Source organism: Bacteroides congonensis (assembly GCF_900130125.1).
Taxonomy (GTDB): domain Bacteria; phylum Bacteroidota; class Bacteroidia; order Bacteroidales; family Bacteroidaceae; genus Bacteroides; species Bacteroides congonensis.
Genome location: NZ_FQXY01000009.1, coordinates 1,151,802 through 1,167,647, shown reverse-complemented (window position 1 = coordinate 1,167,647; position 15,846 = coordinate 1,151,802). Strand labels below are relative to the sequence as shown.

The 15,846-nt window shown below is 43.8% G+C and carries 9 protein-coding genes and 1 pseudogene; 5 read left to right on the top strand and 5 right to left on the bottom strand.

Annotated elements, in window-relative coordinates:
• Positions 1-110 precede the first annotated feature (110 nt).
• The 4 genes from fucI to BQ7997_RS11460 form a co-directional block, all read right to left on the bottom strand.
• Positions 111-1,886 carry an L-fucose isomerase gene (fucI, locus tag BQ7997_RS11475; protein ID WP_073346362.1) on the bottom strand — a complete coding sequence of 592 codons (1,776 nt, stop codon included), beginning with the start codon at positions 1,884-1,886 and terminating at the stop codon, positions 111-113.
• Positions 1,887-1,954: 68 nt separating this feature from the next.
• Positions 1,955-2,950, bottom strand: a complete 996-nt coding sequence (locus BQ7997_RS11470) for a GntR family transcriptional regulator (protein ID WP_022137139.1) — start codon at positions 2,948-2,950, stop codon at positions 1,955-1,957.
• A 176-nt stretch (positions 2,951-3,126) separates the two neighbouring features.
• The gene (locus BQ7997_RS11465) at positions 3,127-3,678 is read right to left on the bottom strand and encodes a 30S ribosomal protein S16 (RefSeq protein WP_044654313.1); all 552 of its coding nucleotides are present in this window, start codon (positions 3,676-3,678) and stop codon (positions 3,127-3,129) included.
• A 106-nt stretch (positions 3,679-3,784) separates the two neighbouring features.
• Positions 3,785-5,086, bottom strand: coding sequence for a Na+/H+ antiporter NhaC family protein (locus BQ7997_RS11460; protein WP_044654312.1), 1,302 nt, complete (start codon positions 5,084-5,086; stop codon positions 3,785-3,787).
• A gap of 195 nt (positions 5,087-5,281) precedes the next feature.
• Here BQ7997_RS11460 and BQ7997_RS11450 point away from each other — a divergent pair, with 195 nt between their 5' ends.
• From BQ7997_RS11450 to BQ7997_RS11430, 5 genes are read left to right on the top strand one after another with little or no spacing between them, the layout of a single operon-like run.
• Positions 5,282-6,352 (top strand): efflux RND transporter periplasmic adaptor subunit, encoded by a 1,071-nt coding sequence (locus BQ7997_RS11450; RefSeq protein ID WP_073346356.1) that lies wholly within the window; start codon positions 5,282-5,284, stop codon positions 6,350-6,352.
• 10 nt (positions 6,353-6,362) lie between these two features.
• The gene (locus BQ7997_RS11445; protein WP_073346354.1) at positions 6,363-9,395 is read left to right on the top strand and encodes an efflux RND transporter permease subunit; all 3,033 of its coding nucleotides are present in this window, start codon (positions 6,363-6,365) and stop codon (positions 9,393-9,395) included.
• A 2-nt stretch (positions 9,396-9,397) separates the two neighbouring features.
• Positions 9,398-10,702, top strand: coding sequence for a TolC family protein (locus BQ7997_RS11440; protein WP_073346351.1), 1,305 nt, complete (start codon positions 9,398-9,400; stop codon positions 10,700-10,702).
• Positions 10,703-10,718: 16 nt separating this feature from the next.
• Positions 10,719-11,777 (top strand): sensor histidine kinase, encoded by a 1,059-nt coding sequence (locus BQ7997_RS11435; protein ID WP_083589217.1) that lies wholly within the window; start codon positions 10,719-10,721, stop codon positions 11,775-11,777.
• Positions 11,770-12,570 carry a LytR/AlgR family response regulator transcription factor gene (locus tag BQ7997_RS11430; protein ID WP_073346349.1) on the top strand — a complete coding sequence of 267 codons (801 nt, stop codon included), beginning with the start codon at positions 11,770-11,772 and terminating at the stop codon, positions 12,568-12,570. The genes BQ7997_RS11435 and BQ7997_RS11430 overlap by 8 nt, the downstream gene beginning before the upstream one ends.
• A 48-nt stretch (positions 12,571-12,618) precedes the next feature.
• Here the strand turns inward: BQ7997_RS11430 and BQ7997_RS11425 are convergent.
• A pseudogene (locus BQ7997_RS11425) lies at positions 12,619-15,739 on the bottom strand (ATP-binding protein).
• Positions 15,740-15,846 lie beyond the last annotated feature (107 nt).

Here is a 15,846-nt window from a genome sequence, read left to right as displayed (position 1 = left end):
TTTAGACATAAGAACAAAAGAACATAAGGTCTGCGCTAATAAAGTTATTTATAGCCGTTTATTGAAGTTGTTTCATCTTTTGTCCTTATGTTCTTTTGTCTGAATTAAGATTATTTGTAGATAGGGCCGTAAGTGGTACAAGCTCTGTAATCCGCTCCTTCCTTGTCCATACCGAATGCATTCCATGCAGCCGGGCGGAAGATTTCGTTGTCTTCCACGTTGTGCATGCATACCGGAATGCGGAGCATGGAAGCAAGAGTGATTAAGTCCTGACCGATATGTCCGTAGCTGATAGCACCGTGATTAGCTCCCCAGTTATTCATTACTGAATATACATCTTTGAAAGCTGATTTGTCGCACAGACGGGGAACAAACCAAGTGGTAGGCCATGTCGGGTCTGTACGCATATTCAGTTTCTGGTGGATTTCCGGGTCGATTTCAACGGTCCATCCTTCTGCGATTTGCAGGACAGGGCCGAGACCTTTAATCAGATTCAGACGCATCATAGTGACAGGCATACCGCCTTTTGACAGGAAGTTGGAAGAGAAACCACCGCCACGGAAGTAGTCACGGTCTGCCGGATACCAGGTAGTTGCTTTCAGACAGTTTTCTACATCTGCATCAGTCAGGTTCCATGGCTCTTTCATTACCGGATGGCCTTCTGCGTCAGATGATTGACCGGAGCCATCAAGAGTGGTTGCACCAGAGTTGATAAGGTGGATGATACCATTGGCTGCCAGACCTGTCAATTCTTTGCCGGTCACACGTTTTACGGCTTCAGGGCTCCAGTAAGTACGTACGTCGGAGAATATCTGTGCACGGTTGGTCAGCAGGTGTCCGAACAGCATAGCTACACCGTTGCAAGCATCGTTTTCGGTAGCTACAACGAATGCTTCGCGGATACCGTTCCAATCGAAAGAAGTATTGAGCAGAGCTTCGGGATAGTCACCGTTCGGATAGAAGTCTGTCCATTGGCGTTGTCCCTGGAAGCCGGCTGCGATGGCATTGTGTCCCAAAGCTTCTTCTTTGAATCCTATCTCTTTCAGTTTGGGGTTGCCAATCATCAGGTCGCGCATGATAATTGTTATTTTTACGATAAATTCCCAGTCAGCATCTTTCTGTTCACGGCTTTTGCGCTTTTCAGGGCGGTTCTTGAAGTCATCTCCCTCGTTTGCCTTGCAGTTTTTCTCTGTCCATGCCATTGCTTTCGCATATTCTTCGTGGTCGTAGATGCCTTCGTCCATACGGCGGATGATTTCTGTAAGGTCGATGGATTCGTTACGCATACCCAGATATTCCTGGAAGAAATCAGGATTAACGATTGAACCAGCGATACCCATAGATACGCTACCCATAGACAAGTAGGATTTACCTCTCATGGTGGCTACTGCCTGTGCGGCGCGTGCAAAACGAAGAATCTTTTCCGCTACATCTTCAGGAATGGTGTTATCATCCAAATCTTGAACGTCATGTCCGTAGATGCCGAATGCAGGAAGACCTTTTTGTGCGTGTCCTGCCAATACGGCTGCCAAATATACAGCGCCCGGACGTTCTGTTCCGTTGAATCCCCAAACGGCTTTCGGGTAATGAGGGTTCATGTCCATCGTTTCAGCGCCATAGCACCAGCAGGAAGTGACAGTGATAGTAGAGCCTACACCTTCTCTTTCGAACTTTTCAGCACAAGCCGCGCTTTCGGCTACACGACCGATAGTACTGTCGGCAATAACACATTCCACGGGACTTCCGTCACCGTTTCTCAGATTGCTGCTGATTAATTCGGCTACTGCTTTAGCCAGATTCATTGTCTTTTCTTCAAGGCTTTCACGAACGCCACCCTGGCGACCGTCGATAGTGGGACGAATCCCGATTTTCGGATACTTTTTCATTGTTTCTTTTTAATTATATAGTTAATTAATATCTGTGCTGAACTGTGCTGATTGGTTGGCAAAAAAAATTAGAGTGACTTTCGAAGTCTGACTTCAGTAGGCAGGTACTTCTGTATAGGCGTATCATTAAGGACGAAGTTTGCGGCTTCGTTTCCCATCATTTCCCAGTCGATACTCAATGAGGTGATTCCTTCATCAATAACTTCGTAAGAAGGAATATCATTGTATGCCAGCAGGCCGAAATCTTTTCCGCATTTCAGTCCTTCCAATCTTCCTTGTTTCACTGCCTTTACCACATCTTGTTGTTTGATGGCAATGTAGGCAGTTTCTTTTCGTACCACCAAATTTTCAATATCTTCCTGTATCTCATATAAGAATCCTTGTTCTTTGCAAAAGCGGATGAAATAATCTTTGCTGCTTTGCGGGTGCTTCAGTCCTTTGGAGAACAGGAAAACAATTTGGCGGTACTTGTGCATCCTTTCTTTCAGTGTCAATAATGCCTGATAGAATGATTCATCGAAGTCCTGGCAGATATAAAAATACTTGTTTTTCTGGAATTTGCCGAAGTCAAGTAGTAATAGTCTGGCAGGATTGATCTTGTTTAATGCCGTGCTGAATTTTTCATTATCGAAATTCATCACTATATATTTATTGTACTTTCCTATGGATTCACGGATGATGGTATTAAACAACCGTTCATTGTATTGATGGAACAGCAGGTCTACCTTATAATTGATAGGCAGATGCTTGACGAAACTGTTGTATAATGCTTCTTTAAACGGGGTGTATTGGTCGAGGAGCAGTAAAACATTTGTTACCTGACTCGTCACATAGTATCCTTTCCCGGGGGTGGAGTCAATCAGTCCCCGTTCGCGTAAATCAAGGAAGGCCTTGAATACCGTATCGCGCGATACCCCGTATTGTGCACTCAGCTGATTGATAGAAGGCAAAGAATCTCCTTCAAGAAATTCTTTCCTGGAAATAGCCTGGCTAAGTGTGTCCGCCAACTGCGTAACCTTGCTAGACTGCTGTCCGAATGTTGCTTTCCTATCAGTTCGTTTCATATTAGTTTTTATAAAGATAACTGTGCTGAACTATGCTGATGCAAAGAAAGGCATTTTATTCTGAATGAAACTAATTATTTACTATGTTTTATAGCATAAAATGAAAAAATCCCCTCCGGCGAACCGGAGAGGATTTATAGCTTTTTCCTGATTTCTTATTCGGAACCTGCCGAAAATTATTCAGCAGCAGCTTCTGTTGCAGGAGCTTCTTCAGCCGGAGCTGCAACTTCTTCTGCGGGTGCTTCAGCAGCAGCTTTTTCAGCAGCTTCAGCAGCTTTCTTTTCAGCGAGTGCTTTTGCTTTCACTTCGTTGATTTTCTTTTCTGCTTCCAGACGTGCTTTAGCTTCAGCTTTCTTTGCTTCGTCTTGTTTAGCCTTCAAAGCAGCCAGACCTGACTGTTTGTTGTTTTTCCAAGCTTCGAATTTAGCATCTGCTTCTGCTTCTCCGAATGCGCCTTTTGCTACACCGCCCATAAGATGTTTCTTCATGTAAACTCCTTCACGGGAAAGGATGTTACGTACAGTGTCGCTTGGTTGTGCACCTTTCAGTACCCATGCCAATGCAGCGTCGAAATTCAAATCTACTGTAGCAGGATTGGTGTTAGGGTTGTAAGTACCAATCTTCTCAATAAATTTACCATCACGTGGTGCTCTGCTGTCTGCAATTACAATTGAATAGAACGCGTAACTTTTACGTCCGTGTCTCTGCAATCTGATTCTAGTTGCCATTTTAAATAATTGTTTTTAATGATTGATTTGAATTATGCCATTATCTCGTAATAGCGGGCACAAAGATACGGCTTTTCTTTTGATTGACAAACATTTCACTTCTTTTTTACGAATATCGCCTCGGATAACGGAACAGGATAGCGAGCAATGCACAAGCTCCCATCGTAAAAGGATAATAGAGATTACCGATGATACTGATAGGGGAGATATTGGCAAGTCCCGCCGCAATCAGCATCTGCGCTCCATAAGGAATAATTCCTTGTATCAGGCAGGAGAATGTATCGAGGATGCTGGCGGTTTTTCTGCGGTCGAGATGAAACTTTTGGGCAATATCCCTGGCTATCGGCCCTGTCGTGATAATGGCGATGGTGTTGTTGGCAGTACACAGATTGGCAATGCTTACCAGGGCGGCAATGCTCAATTCCGCCCCTCGCTTGCCGTTGACGTGACGGGTAAGTTTCCGGATTATAAAGTCGATGCCGCCGTTGTAGCGGATAGTTTCCAACATACCTCCTGCCAACAGGGTAATGATTATTAATTCTCCCATTCCCGTTATTCCGGTTCCCATGGCTCCAAACCAGTCGAATACTCCGAAACTTCCGGTAGCGATACCGATAATACCGCTTGTCAGTATACCTATAATTAATACGAGCATCACATTCATGCCGGCAACGGCTGTTCCTAATACTATTATATAAGGTATAACTTTTATCCATTCGATTGTCTGCATTTGTGCGGGAGCGGTAATGGATAATCCCTGAAAGATATAGATGCCCAATACAATGATGGCTGCCGGAACTACTATCATGGAGTTTACGCGGAACTTGTCACGCATGACGCATTCCTGTGTTTTCGTAGAAGCGATGGTGGTATCTGAAATAAACGACAGGTTATCTCCGAAAAAAGAACCGCCGACCACGACAGCTACCATAAAAGGCAGGGCTATTTCTGTCTTTTCCGCCAGTCCGACAGCAACAGGGGTGAGGGCAACGATGGTGCCTACACTCGTTCCGATGGACAGGGAGATAAAACAGGCGGCGATAAATATACCTGCCAGCAGCAAGTTGTCAGGAAGAATATGTAGTGTCAGGTTGACGGTCGCGTCGATAGCTCCCATCTGCTTGGCGCTATGCGCGAAAGCTCCGGCAAGAATAAATATCCATATCATCAGGAGAATGTTCTTATTGGCGGCTCCCACGGAGAACTGATAGATACGTTGGTCTAGTTTCAATCCTTTGGTGATGGCGATGGCGTAGCAGGAAGAGACGAGGAAAGCAACCGTGATGGGTACTTTATAAAAGTCGTTGACAAGGATGGAAGTAACCAGGTAAAGGCATAAGAATACGAGCAACGGACTTAGCGCCCACCAGCTTCCGGTACGGTCTTTATGTATTTTTTCTTCAGTCATAAATGGATATTGTAGAAATAATTCGAGCTGCAAAGATAGTAAGGAAACACATAAGTACGATAAAAGGCTCAAAATTTCATCCTTTCTTTTTCCGTTTCATACCCTTCTTTTTCCGTCCCGGCAATTTAAAAACGGATATTTTTTCTCTTTTCGTCTATTTTCGCGTCGTTGATAACATAACTTATTTAGAATAGAATGACAACGACTAGATTCTCATTATGTGTTTTTTGCCTTTGCTTGTTTGCTTCCTGCGGAAAGGGAGAGAAGAAGGCGGACGAACCTGTACGGGTAAAAGTAGCGGAAGCGGAAACCCTGACTCCTTCCTCGGAGCGTGAGTTCTCGTTTATCTCGAAACCATTCAAGGAAACAGAGCTATCTTTCAGGGTGGGGGGCCCGATTGACCGTTTCGAAGTGTATGCCGGAAATTTCTACCATCGTGGAGATATTATTGCTGAAATAGATTCCCGTGATTTCCGTATTCGCAAAGAACGCGCGGAAGCTATCTACAATCAGGCAAAAGCAGAGTTTGAACGGATAAAAGCGCTGTATGAGAAAAATAACCTGTCAGCTAGTGCCTTTGAAAAGGCGCGTGCTGACTATACCTCTGCCAAAACAGCTTTCGAGACAGCAACGAATGAATTGAATGATACCCGGTTGGTTGCTCCTTTCGACGGATATGTGGGAGAAGTATATATTGAGAAATTCCAGGATGTAAAAGCGACTCAACCGGTCGTTTCTTTCATTGATATTACACAACTGAAGATAGAAGCTTATGTCACACAAGATATAGCATTGCAGGCCGAAAAGATAAAAGAGGTCGGCGTCCGTTTTGATGTTCGTTCGGATGCCGTGTATCCGGCAAAGGTGGTGGAAGTTTCCAAGAGTACTACCCGGAATAACCTTTCCTTCCTGCTGACTGCATTATTACCTAATAAACAGGGGGAATGGCCGGCAGGTATCTCCGGGAAAATGTTACTTGCCCTTCCTGTTGCATCGTCTGCTCCAGTGGTGACTGTACCGCAAATAGCTCTTAGTCATCGTCCTGCTGAGGGAGATTATGTTTGGGCAGTAGATAATACGACAGGAACAGTCTCGAAGAAAAAAGTCGTGTTGGGTGAATTGCTTCCGAATGGAAAAGTCGAAGTGAAAGGCGGATTGCAGGCAGGAGAAACGGTGGCTGTCAGTAAATTGCGCTTCCTGTCGGAAGGAACACCGGTAGAAGTCATGGGTAAGAAAGAGGAAAAGCCGATAACTGCTCAAAACTAAGTGAAAGGGTATGAAGTTCGTTAAATATTTCTTGCAGAAGAAGTCGGTGACTATTCTGCTGTTACTACTGGTATTGGGTGGTGGACTGTTTTCCTATGTCAAGATGGGAAAGTTGGAAGATGCCCCGTTTACAATCAAACAGGCACTGGTGTTGACTCCTTATCCGGGAGCTTCTCCTACCGAAGTTCAGTCGCAGGTGACAGATGTATTGGAAGAATCCATACAGTCCTTGGGAGAACTATATTACCTTAAAACAGAAAACCGCGCAGGACTTTCCAAGATAACAGTCTATGTGAAAAAAGAAATCCGTGCGGATGAAATGCAACAGTTATGGGATAAACTTCGCCGGAAAGTCAATGATGTACAGTCGAAACTTCCTGCCGGAGCAGGGCCGTCGGTAGTCAATGATGACTTTGGTGACGTGCTGGGAGTTTTCTATGGATTGACCGGAGAAGGGCATTCTTATCGGGAACTGGAAGATCAGGCAAAGCTTGTCAAGAATGAACTGCTGAAAGTGAAAGACGTGGCGAAGGTGGAAATCTACGGTGTACAGCCGCCTACGATTGATGTTATCCTTAGTCCGTCTGTGATGGCGCGAAGCGGCATTACCACAGCCGATATTTCCCGTGCCTTCGAAGCGCAGAACCGGGTGGTGGATGCCGGCGGTATAGACGCCGGAGTAAACAGAATACGTATCGAATCTACCGGAAACTTTTATTCTTTGGATGATATACGGAATCTGACGATTGTATCCCGTACAGGAGAACACTTCCGGTTGGCGGATGTTGCCGAAATAAAAGAAAGTTACCAGACACCACCGGGCAATAAGATGAGGATTGATGGAAAGCCTGCGGTAGGAGTGGCTATTTCTACCGTTCCCACAGGTAATGTGGTAGATATGGCGGATGCGGTTCAAATAAAGATAGAACAATTCTCGGAGACAATGCCCGAAGGCTTTGAACTGCAAACGATTTATGACCAAGGATATGAATCCGCCGTAGCTAATCAGGGATTTATCTGGAACCTGATAATTTCCGTTGTAACCGTAATTGCTATTCTACTCTTTTTTATAGGGTTCAAAAATGGTATCCTGATTGGCAGTGGACTGGTCTTTTCCATTCTAGCCACATTGATAGTCATGCTGACACAGGGAATCGCCTTGCAGCGTATGTCGTTGGCAGCTATTATCATTGCCATGGGAATGTTGGTAGATAATGCCATTGTAGTTTCCGACTCGGTATTGGTAAATATGCAGCGTGGAATGCGTAAGCGGGTGGCTATATTGAGAGCTTGTTCTGCCACAGCGTTACCATTACTTGCGGCAACTGTTATTGCGATTTTAACCTTTTTACCTATATATTATTCGCCGCATATTACCGGCGAGTTGTTGTCATCCTTAGTTGTAGTTATCGGCGTTTCGCTGATGTTCAGTTGGGTCTTTGCGCTGACGCAGACTCCTTTCTTTATTCAGGAGTTTGTCCGTCGGCCAAGACCCGACGAACTTAAGGCTGTTCTTTTTTCCGGCAAGTATTATAATAAGTTCCGTTCAGCCTTGGGATGGGTGATTAATCATCGGTATGCAACCGTAGGATGTATGGTTGTGATGTTGGTAGTAGCGGCCTGGAGCTTTAAGTTTATCCCGAAAGTGTTTGTACCTGCCTTGGATAAACAGTATTTTACATTGGATATGTGGTTGCCCGAAGGGACACGGATAGAGGAAACGGATCAGATGGTAATGGAAATGGCAGACTTTATTCGCGGACAGGAAGAAACGGAAATGGTATCCACCTATATCGGAAGAACACCGCCACGTTATTATTTGTCTAACGTATCGTTCGGCCCCCAGTCCAATTATGCGCAGATATTGGTAAAATGCAAGACTTCGAAACTATCCCGTCAGTTGCATGCCCGCTTGCAGGACTCGATTTCGTTCAAGTTTCCGGAACCGTTGATAAAAGTAAACAAGTTTGAACTAAGCCCGTTGACGGAAGCTGTCATTGAAGCCCGCTTCTTAGGCCCTGATCCTGCCGTACTTGATTCATTGGTCGGACAAGCGATAGAAGTGATGCGGCGTAATCTCAAAGTCGCGGATGCCCGTAATGAATGGGGAAATATGACGATGGTCATCCGTCCGGTGTACGATCCGGTGAAGGCCGGGGCGTTGGGGATTACCAAAGCTTCCATGATGGAATCGGTGAAGTCTATCAATGATGGACTACCTGTCGGCATTTACCGGGATGATGAAAAGAAAGTGCCTGTACTGTTGAAGTCGGGCAATGTCGATATAACCGATGCCAACTCTTTAGGAGATTTCTCTATTTGGAACGGAGAAAGATCGGCTCCGCTTTCGCAAGTGGCTGAACAGATAGAAACAACCTGGGAATTTCCACAGATACGAACCTACAACCGGCAACTTTCGATGGCTGCCATGTGTGGTGTAAAACCGGGACATACGATGGCGGAAGTACATGGAGAAATCCGGGAGGAAATTGAAAAAATGCAGCTTCCCGAAGGCTATACTTTCTTTTGGGACGCCCAGTATAAAGATCAGGGAGAAGCAATGCAAGCCATTGCCAAATATTTCCCGTTGGCATTTCTCGCATTGGTTCTTATTTTGGTCGCATTGTTCGGCAACTTCCGCGAACCGGTTATTATCATTTGCATCTTGCCCCTTTCCTTGATCGGTATCGCTGTCGGTATGCTGCTGACAGGTTTTGATTTCGGTTTCTTCCCGATAGCCGGATGGCTGGGATTGCTCGGGATGATTATCAAGAATGTAATCGTGTTGATTGATGAAATAAATGTACAGCATCGGAGTGGAATCGACCTGTATACCTCTATTGTTGAGGCTACGGTTTCCCGAACCCGTCCGGTATTGATGGCGGCTACAACAACCATTTTCGGTATGGTACCCCTGCTGTTTGATGTAGCGTTCGGTGGAATGGCTGCCACCATTATCTTCGGACTGACGTTTGCTACAGGGCTGACGCTGTTTGTCACTCCTGCACTGTATGCCATGTTCTACAAAGTAAAAGGAAAATAAAAATGAAAAAGAGAATATTTTATCCGTTGTTTTATTGTTGCGCTTTTTTGTCTTTACCCGCTTTTGCGCAACAAAGCCTCTTACTGGAGAAATACCGGATGATGGCACTGGACTACAACCATGACTTGAAAGCGGCAGAAAAGAATATTGCTGCCAGTGTGGAAATAGAGAAATCCGCACGTGCGGATTTAAAACCGAAACTTTCGGGAACTGCTAATTTTCAATATACGGGCAATCCGTTGGAATTAACTTTGGATGTCCCTTCCATGGGATTGTCCAAGACAGTGGAAGGAAAGCAATTGAACTACGGAGCTTCGCTTTCCATCCTGCAACCGGTCTATACAGGCGGGCGTGTACTTGAATCTATCCGTATGGCACAGCATCAGCAGTCCCTTGCCGGCAATCAGGCGAAAGTGCTGAATGACGTAGTCTGCTATCAAACGGATATGCAATACTGGAGTGCCGTAGCCAGGCAGGAGATTGTGTCCGTAGCCGAAGATTTTCGTAATTCGATAGCTGCTTTGGTAAAGACGATTAAGGAGAGGGTAGAGGTAGGGTTGGTAGACCCGCAGGACTTACTCATGGCGGAAGTGAAACTGAATGAAGCTGAATATCAACTGCTTCAGGCGCAGAGTAACTTTGAAACAGGCAGAATGGCATTGAATTCCATGATTGGAGTTCAACTGGAACATATGACGGAACTGGATTCACAGATACCGACGGTAACCGTCAGCGATTCCATATGGTTGTCTACGGGTACAGGTCGCCCTGAAATCCAAATGGCGTATGACCATATCCGCATAGCCGAAAGTTCCAAAAAGTTGAATGACTCGCAGTTCAAACCCCAGTTTTATGTAGGGATAGACGGCAGTTACTCTTCTCCCGGTTATAATTTCAAAAAAGATTTAGACCCTAACTATGCCGTTTATGCGAAAGTATCCGTTCCTATTTTTGAATGGGGAAAGCGGAAAAGCGAGAAGCGTGCTTCTTCTTTTCGTATCGGCATGGCAGAAGATAACCTGAACAAGGTGATGGATCAGGTGGAACTGGAAATCGGTGTGGCGCGTAAGGCATTATCACAAGCCATCGAGCGCGTCCGGTTAAGTGAAAGCTCACTGGCAAAAGCAGAAGAAAATGAAGCCAAAGCTGTGGAGCGTTACAATGAAGGAAAGGTGTCCGTTGTGGAAGTTATCGACGCGCAGACTTACCGGCAGACTTCTCAAGTGAACTATGTACAGGCTAAAGCGGCAGCACAAGGACATTATTCGGAATTAATAAAAGCACTTCATGGCTATGATTATCAGTAAAAAGTAGTAATTTTGTATGAAAAGAGCCGGCTGTAGTATGAATATAAAGTTTAATACCTTATTATATGTAGCGTTATTTTCAGGACTGGGAGTATTCTCTTTTCTGTTATTGATTAATTATGCTACCTTTCCCGATAAGGTGGCCGATATATTTCATTCCGTCGGCACACTGGCTTTCTTTATACTGACATTCAATGTGTTGGGATATGCAACGATACGGTTAAGTACATGGATGGATAACCAGTATGCGCTGAATCTGCATCGTCGTTGGAAACTGATATCCGTCTATGTTGTTGTAATGGGGATGTTTTTCCTGTTGAACTACGGATTGCTTGTTACTGCCAAATTACTGGCGGGAGCTGCCCATCCGTTTATGTTTCCCAATGGCGGATGGCGGATTCTGATTACAGTATGGTTGGTAGAGTTGGTGATTTTAGGATTGTTACTTGCCAACCGTTCCATGCGGAATACACTGAAACTGCAACATGAAGCGGCTGCCTTGCAAAAGGAAAACAATACGGCGCGCTATACTGCTTTGCAAAACCAACTGAATCCCCATTTCCTGTTCAACAGCCTGAATACATTGATTTCTGAAATCCGTTACAATCCCGCCAATGCGGAACTGTTCACCCAGCATCTTTCTGATGTATATCGTTATACACTTCAGTGCCAAAATCAACGGCTGACAACTTTGCGGGAAGAATTGGAATTTTTAAATTCTTATATTTTCCTGCATCGTGTACGTTTGGGAGACTGCATCCATATTGATAACTGCCTGCCGGAAGCCTGCCTGGAATTTCAACTTCCACCGCTGACTATCCAGTTACTGGCTGAAAATGTGATAAAACACAATGTGATCCATATGGGAAAACCGATGACCATTGAACTTTTCTATATGGAAAAGGAAAAAGAACTGGTAGTCCGAAACCGGATACAGGTAAAAAAGAGTGCAACCACTTTCGGTACAGGCTTGAAGAACCTTTCTACCCGGTATAAGTTATTGTGTAATCGTGATATTGTGATAGAGAATAATTTGCAAGAGTTTACAGTAAAAATACCATTGCTTCATGAGTAAGATAAAAGCTGCTATAATAGAGGATGAAATACCTGCTGCCCGTCTGCTTCGCGACACTTTGTCGGCTTTGCGTCCCGACTGGGAAGTACAGTTACTGCCGGGAAATATCGAAGAGGCAGTGGAGTGGTTTGCCCGGCATCCCCATCCTGACATTCTTTTCTTGGATATTCAGTTGACGGATGGTAACTCGTTTCTTTTTATAGAACAGGCTCATCCTGAAAGTATGATTGTCTTTACCACTGCTTATGATGAATACGCTGTGCGTGCTTTTACGGTAAACAGTATTGATTATCTTTTAAAACCGATTCATGAGGAGCGGTTGTTGCAGGCCATCCTGCGTTTTGAGGGGCTGAGTAAAAACTATATCCATGATTTCAAAGCTGAAAGCTGGATGATGGAAGTCTTGCAACAGCTTGCTGTCGCCCAAGAATCTTCTTTGTCCGCAGCTAAAAAGTACCGCACACGGTTTTTAATTTCCAGTGGGGAGAAGCTGCTAACTCTGCAAGTCAGTGACATTGCTTATTTCTATTCAGAGAACAAACTGACTTTCGCAGTGACACATAAAAACCGTGAATATCTTATCGACCTGGCTTTAGACAGACTGTATGAGCAACTTGACCCCGACCGGTTCTTTCGTACGAACCGTCAGACTCTTGTCTGTATTGATGCTATTCAGCGTATTGAATCCTACTTCTTAGGGAAGGCGGTCGTACATGTGTTACCCCCTTTCAAAGATAAAATCATAGTCAGTAAAGACAAAATGGCTTCTTTCAGAATGTGGCTGAATTACTAAATGCCTGAAGGATTCAATGACTGATTTATCAAACGGCAGTTATTCGTCTTACAACAAAACAATGCGTTTCTGCATGATGTCTTTCAACTGTGCCTTCAACAAGCGGGCGTTAATCGGCTTCGGCATATAACCGTCAAAACCGCTTTCCATCACTCGCTGCTCATCCGAAGCAAAAGCAAAGGCAGTGATAGCTATAATCGGCACTTTGGCAGAAAAGTTACGAATCTCCTGGGTCGCTTCATATCCATTCATGACAGGCATATTGATATCCATCAATACGATTTGCGGATTGTACTCCTTAAACAGGATTAATAGCTTCCTGTCCATCCCAGGCATGTATCAGATGATAATCATATTTTAGAATAGACTCGAATAGTTTATAATTGCTTTCGTTATCTTCGGCAATCAGGATAACAAGTTTGTCTTTCTCTATGCTGATGGTCTGTATCTCTTTTTGGGGAGCTTTTTCTACAGTCTCCGCCTGTTTGTAGGGCAATGTAAACCAAAACGTAGATCCTTTTCCTATCTCTGATTCTACACCGATTTTACCACCCATATTATCAACAAGCGTCCGACAGATGGAAAGCCCGAGTCCTGTGCCTTGCGCAAATGAGTTCAGTTTGACAAAGCGCCCGAAGATACTATCCTGTTTATCTTGTGGAATACCGCAACCCGTATCAGCGACATAAAAATACAATTCATTATTTTCCCGTTTATATCCGAAGCGGATACTGCCTTGTTCGGTGAATTTTATGGCGTTTGTTATAAGATTGATGATTAACTGGGATAATCTGTTCTTTTCTATATGTGCGCAACAAGGTTCTTCGGGAGCTACAAACTCCAGTTTTACCTTGTCAGATTTGAGCTTTAACAGGCAGCTGTTTTCTAAGTCGCTCATCAAATCATTAATCTCTACATTGGAATAATTAAAATCCAGTGTTCCCGCTTCTATCTTGGATAAATCCAATATATCACTGATAAGTTGCAATAATAAAGTGTTGTTACTTTCGATGATACTCACATATTCCTGTTTCTCCTCTTCCTCCAGGGTAGAAGCCAGGATACCCGAGAAACCAACAATGGCATTAAGAGGCGTGCGTATCTCGTGGCTCATATTCGCCAGGAAAGCCGATTTCAGACGATTCGATTCTTCTGCGCGATTTTTGGCATTTACCAATTCCTGCTCCATCTTCTTTCGTTCGGTAATGACTAGTGAAGAACCTACCAAAGTCAACGGATCTCCCTTTTCGTCCCGGGTTTCAACGGCTGCCTGAGCTTCCACCCAGTCTATTCTATGAAGTCCCTTATGAGTGTTGACTATGCGATATTCTTCTTTTACCTTATTCGAACGACCTTCTATCAAGTCTTTGTAGGCTTGCTCCACCCGTGTCCGGTCTTCCTTGAATATTTTGGAGAAATATTGATTATCGGGCACTGCCAGTTGCTCCTCGGATACATCTTTTCCCAATGTGCTGAGTTCTATCGGTTTATTGATATCGCACAGGATAGTATGGCTTTGTAAGTCCCATTTCCAGGGTACGATATTAGCCACATCGAGAGACATGGAGAGCTTATTGTTGATAGTGCTTAGCTTTTGTTGCGCCCTGTGCAGTTCTGTACTATCCAAACAGAATACGTCAATAATATTACTGTGCTGTGTTCCTTTAAGTATCACGTCATAGAAAGTGTCGATTTTCTTGAAGTAATAAGGGAAAGTGATTGCCTTGTTTTCATCCAGTGCTTTCTTTATGAAATGCAGGAATTCCGGCATTGATTCTGGGAAAATCTCGCTTGCCTTTTTGCCGATCACATCTTCTTTGCGGAAGAAATTCTTTTCGAAATGCGCGTTGACTTTCCGGTAAATCAACTCGACAGGTATACCTTTTTCATCTGTGATAAGTTCTTCCTGCATGTAAAGAATAGGCATGTTGTTCACGAGGTTTTTGTAATTGGTCATGGCGTCTATTTCCTTCTGTTGCATTTTCTTTATGATATTCAGGCTACGGATACGATAAAAGAAAAATAAGGCAAGCAGAAAAATGAAAGTTAAAGAGCCTATGATGAAATATTGGTTCTGCTTCCAAAACGAAAGCGGTTTGTGCAGAAAAAATGTGTTCGGAGGACACATGGAAGGGGATAACCCTTTACGGAGTAATGTCGCGTAGTTGATGATGGGACGCCCATCTGACGGCATATAGAAAGGTAGTTCGCGAGCCTGTTTCCCTTGGCGGATAGCTGATATGGCATGAACTAATTCCTGATTATACCTTTTTTGATTATAAGTGTAACCGCCTATCATTCCTCCGTTTTCTTCGGTAATATCTGTCATGTTCAAAGTAAATATAGGGGCAATAGTTGTCACGATAAGTTTGTGGTCGTTGAATACTAACGACGTATTGTCGGCGAATTTCGCTTTATAAAACCAGGACGCAAATAATATGCCTGTTGTATGGCTGTCGACACGATACAGTGAGTCCAGTAATTGATTGGTAGTCATCTTTTGTGGCGTTAAAAACTGGTATTCGATCTGCGGATAGTTTGTTTTTAATTCGTCCTGAATGTCCAGGTTGTTACTTAAATTGATTTCCCGTTCGTCGCCAATGAATATAAATTTCTTGATACCGGGATTTATGTGATTGATTAATTGTACATTCTCGCGAAGATAAAGATTGGAATACAGGAAGACCATATTATACGGATCGGCGAACTGAGATGTCGGAATACGGTCGGCCAGTGCAATTTCTCTTTTCTGAAAGTAGGCTTCTTGTGGCCCCAGAAAGGCTTCTTCCGAACAGAGAATGATAGGTATGTCTCCCCAAAATTTTCTGTATTCATCTCTTAACGTGAATGCGGGACTTCCCAATAATACCAATAACTGAGGACGTGGCTGTGAATATTTTTGAGAAATCATATTTTCAAATTTCTCCAAAATAGAATCATTGTCTATCATCAGTGTATTCATATGTTCCGCGTACAACGCCAGTTGAGGATCTTTCTGCACATATTCTGATATGGTAGAAATCATCCGGCTACTCCACGGTGTGGATTCTGAATAAGAATTGATACATAAAATGTAATTAGGAATATCTATATGGTTCCTTTGGGCTTGGATAGATGACGCAGACAAGAAGCATAGCAAAAAGAGCCATAGGCATTTTCTTATATCCATGAGAAATGTTTGTTTGTGATATCTTTATTTTATGGTTTTTATTTTAGCAGTACAAATGTAGTGAAAAAACGGATTGAAAAACTATTTCTATGATTAATTTTGCCGGA

What these genes read in the sequence shown, in the direction of transcription:
- fucI (WP_073346362.1), bottom strand. Translation starts at nt 1,886, where the DNA reads ATGAAAAAGTATCCGAAAATCGGGATTCGTCCCACTATCGACGGTCGC.
- BQ7997_RS11470 (WP_022137139.1), bottom strand. Translation starts at nt 2,950, where the DNA reads ATGAAACGAACTGATAGGAAAGCAACATTCGGACAGCAGTCTAGCAAG.
- BQ7997_RS11465 (WP_044654313.1), bottom strand. Translation starts at nt 3,678, where the DNA reads ATGGCAACTAGAATCAGATTGCAGAGACACGGACGTAAAAGTTACGCG.
- BQ7997_RS11460 (WP_044654312.1), bottom strand. Translation starts at nt 5,086, where the DNA reads ATGACTGAAGAAAAAATACATAAAGACCGTACCGGAAGCTGGTGGGCG.
- BQ7997_RS11450 (WP_073346356.1), top strand. Translation starts at nt 5,282, where the DNA reads ATGACAACGACTAGATTCTCATTATGTGTTTTTTGCCTTTGCTTGTTT.
- BQ7997_RS11445 (WP_073346354.1), top strand. Translation starts at nt 6,363, where the DNA reads ATGAAGTTCGTTAAATATTTCTTGCAGAAGAAGTCGGTGACTATTCTG.
- BQ7997_RS11440 (WP_073346351.1), top strand. Translation starts at nt 9,398, where the DNA reads ATGAAAAAGAGAATATTTTATCCGTTGTTTTATTGTTGCGCTTTTTTG.
- BQ7997_RS11435 (WP_083589217.1), top strand. Translation starts at nt 10,719, where the DNA reads ATGAAAAGAGCCGGCTGTAGTATGAATATAAAGTTTAATACCTTATTA.
- BQ7997_RS11430 (WP_073346349.1), top strand. Translation starts at nt 11,770, where the DNA reads ATGAGTAAGATAAAAGCTGCTATAATAGAGGATGAAATACCTGCTGCC.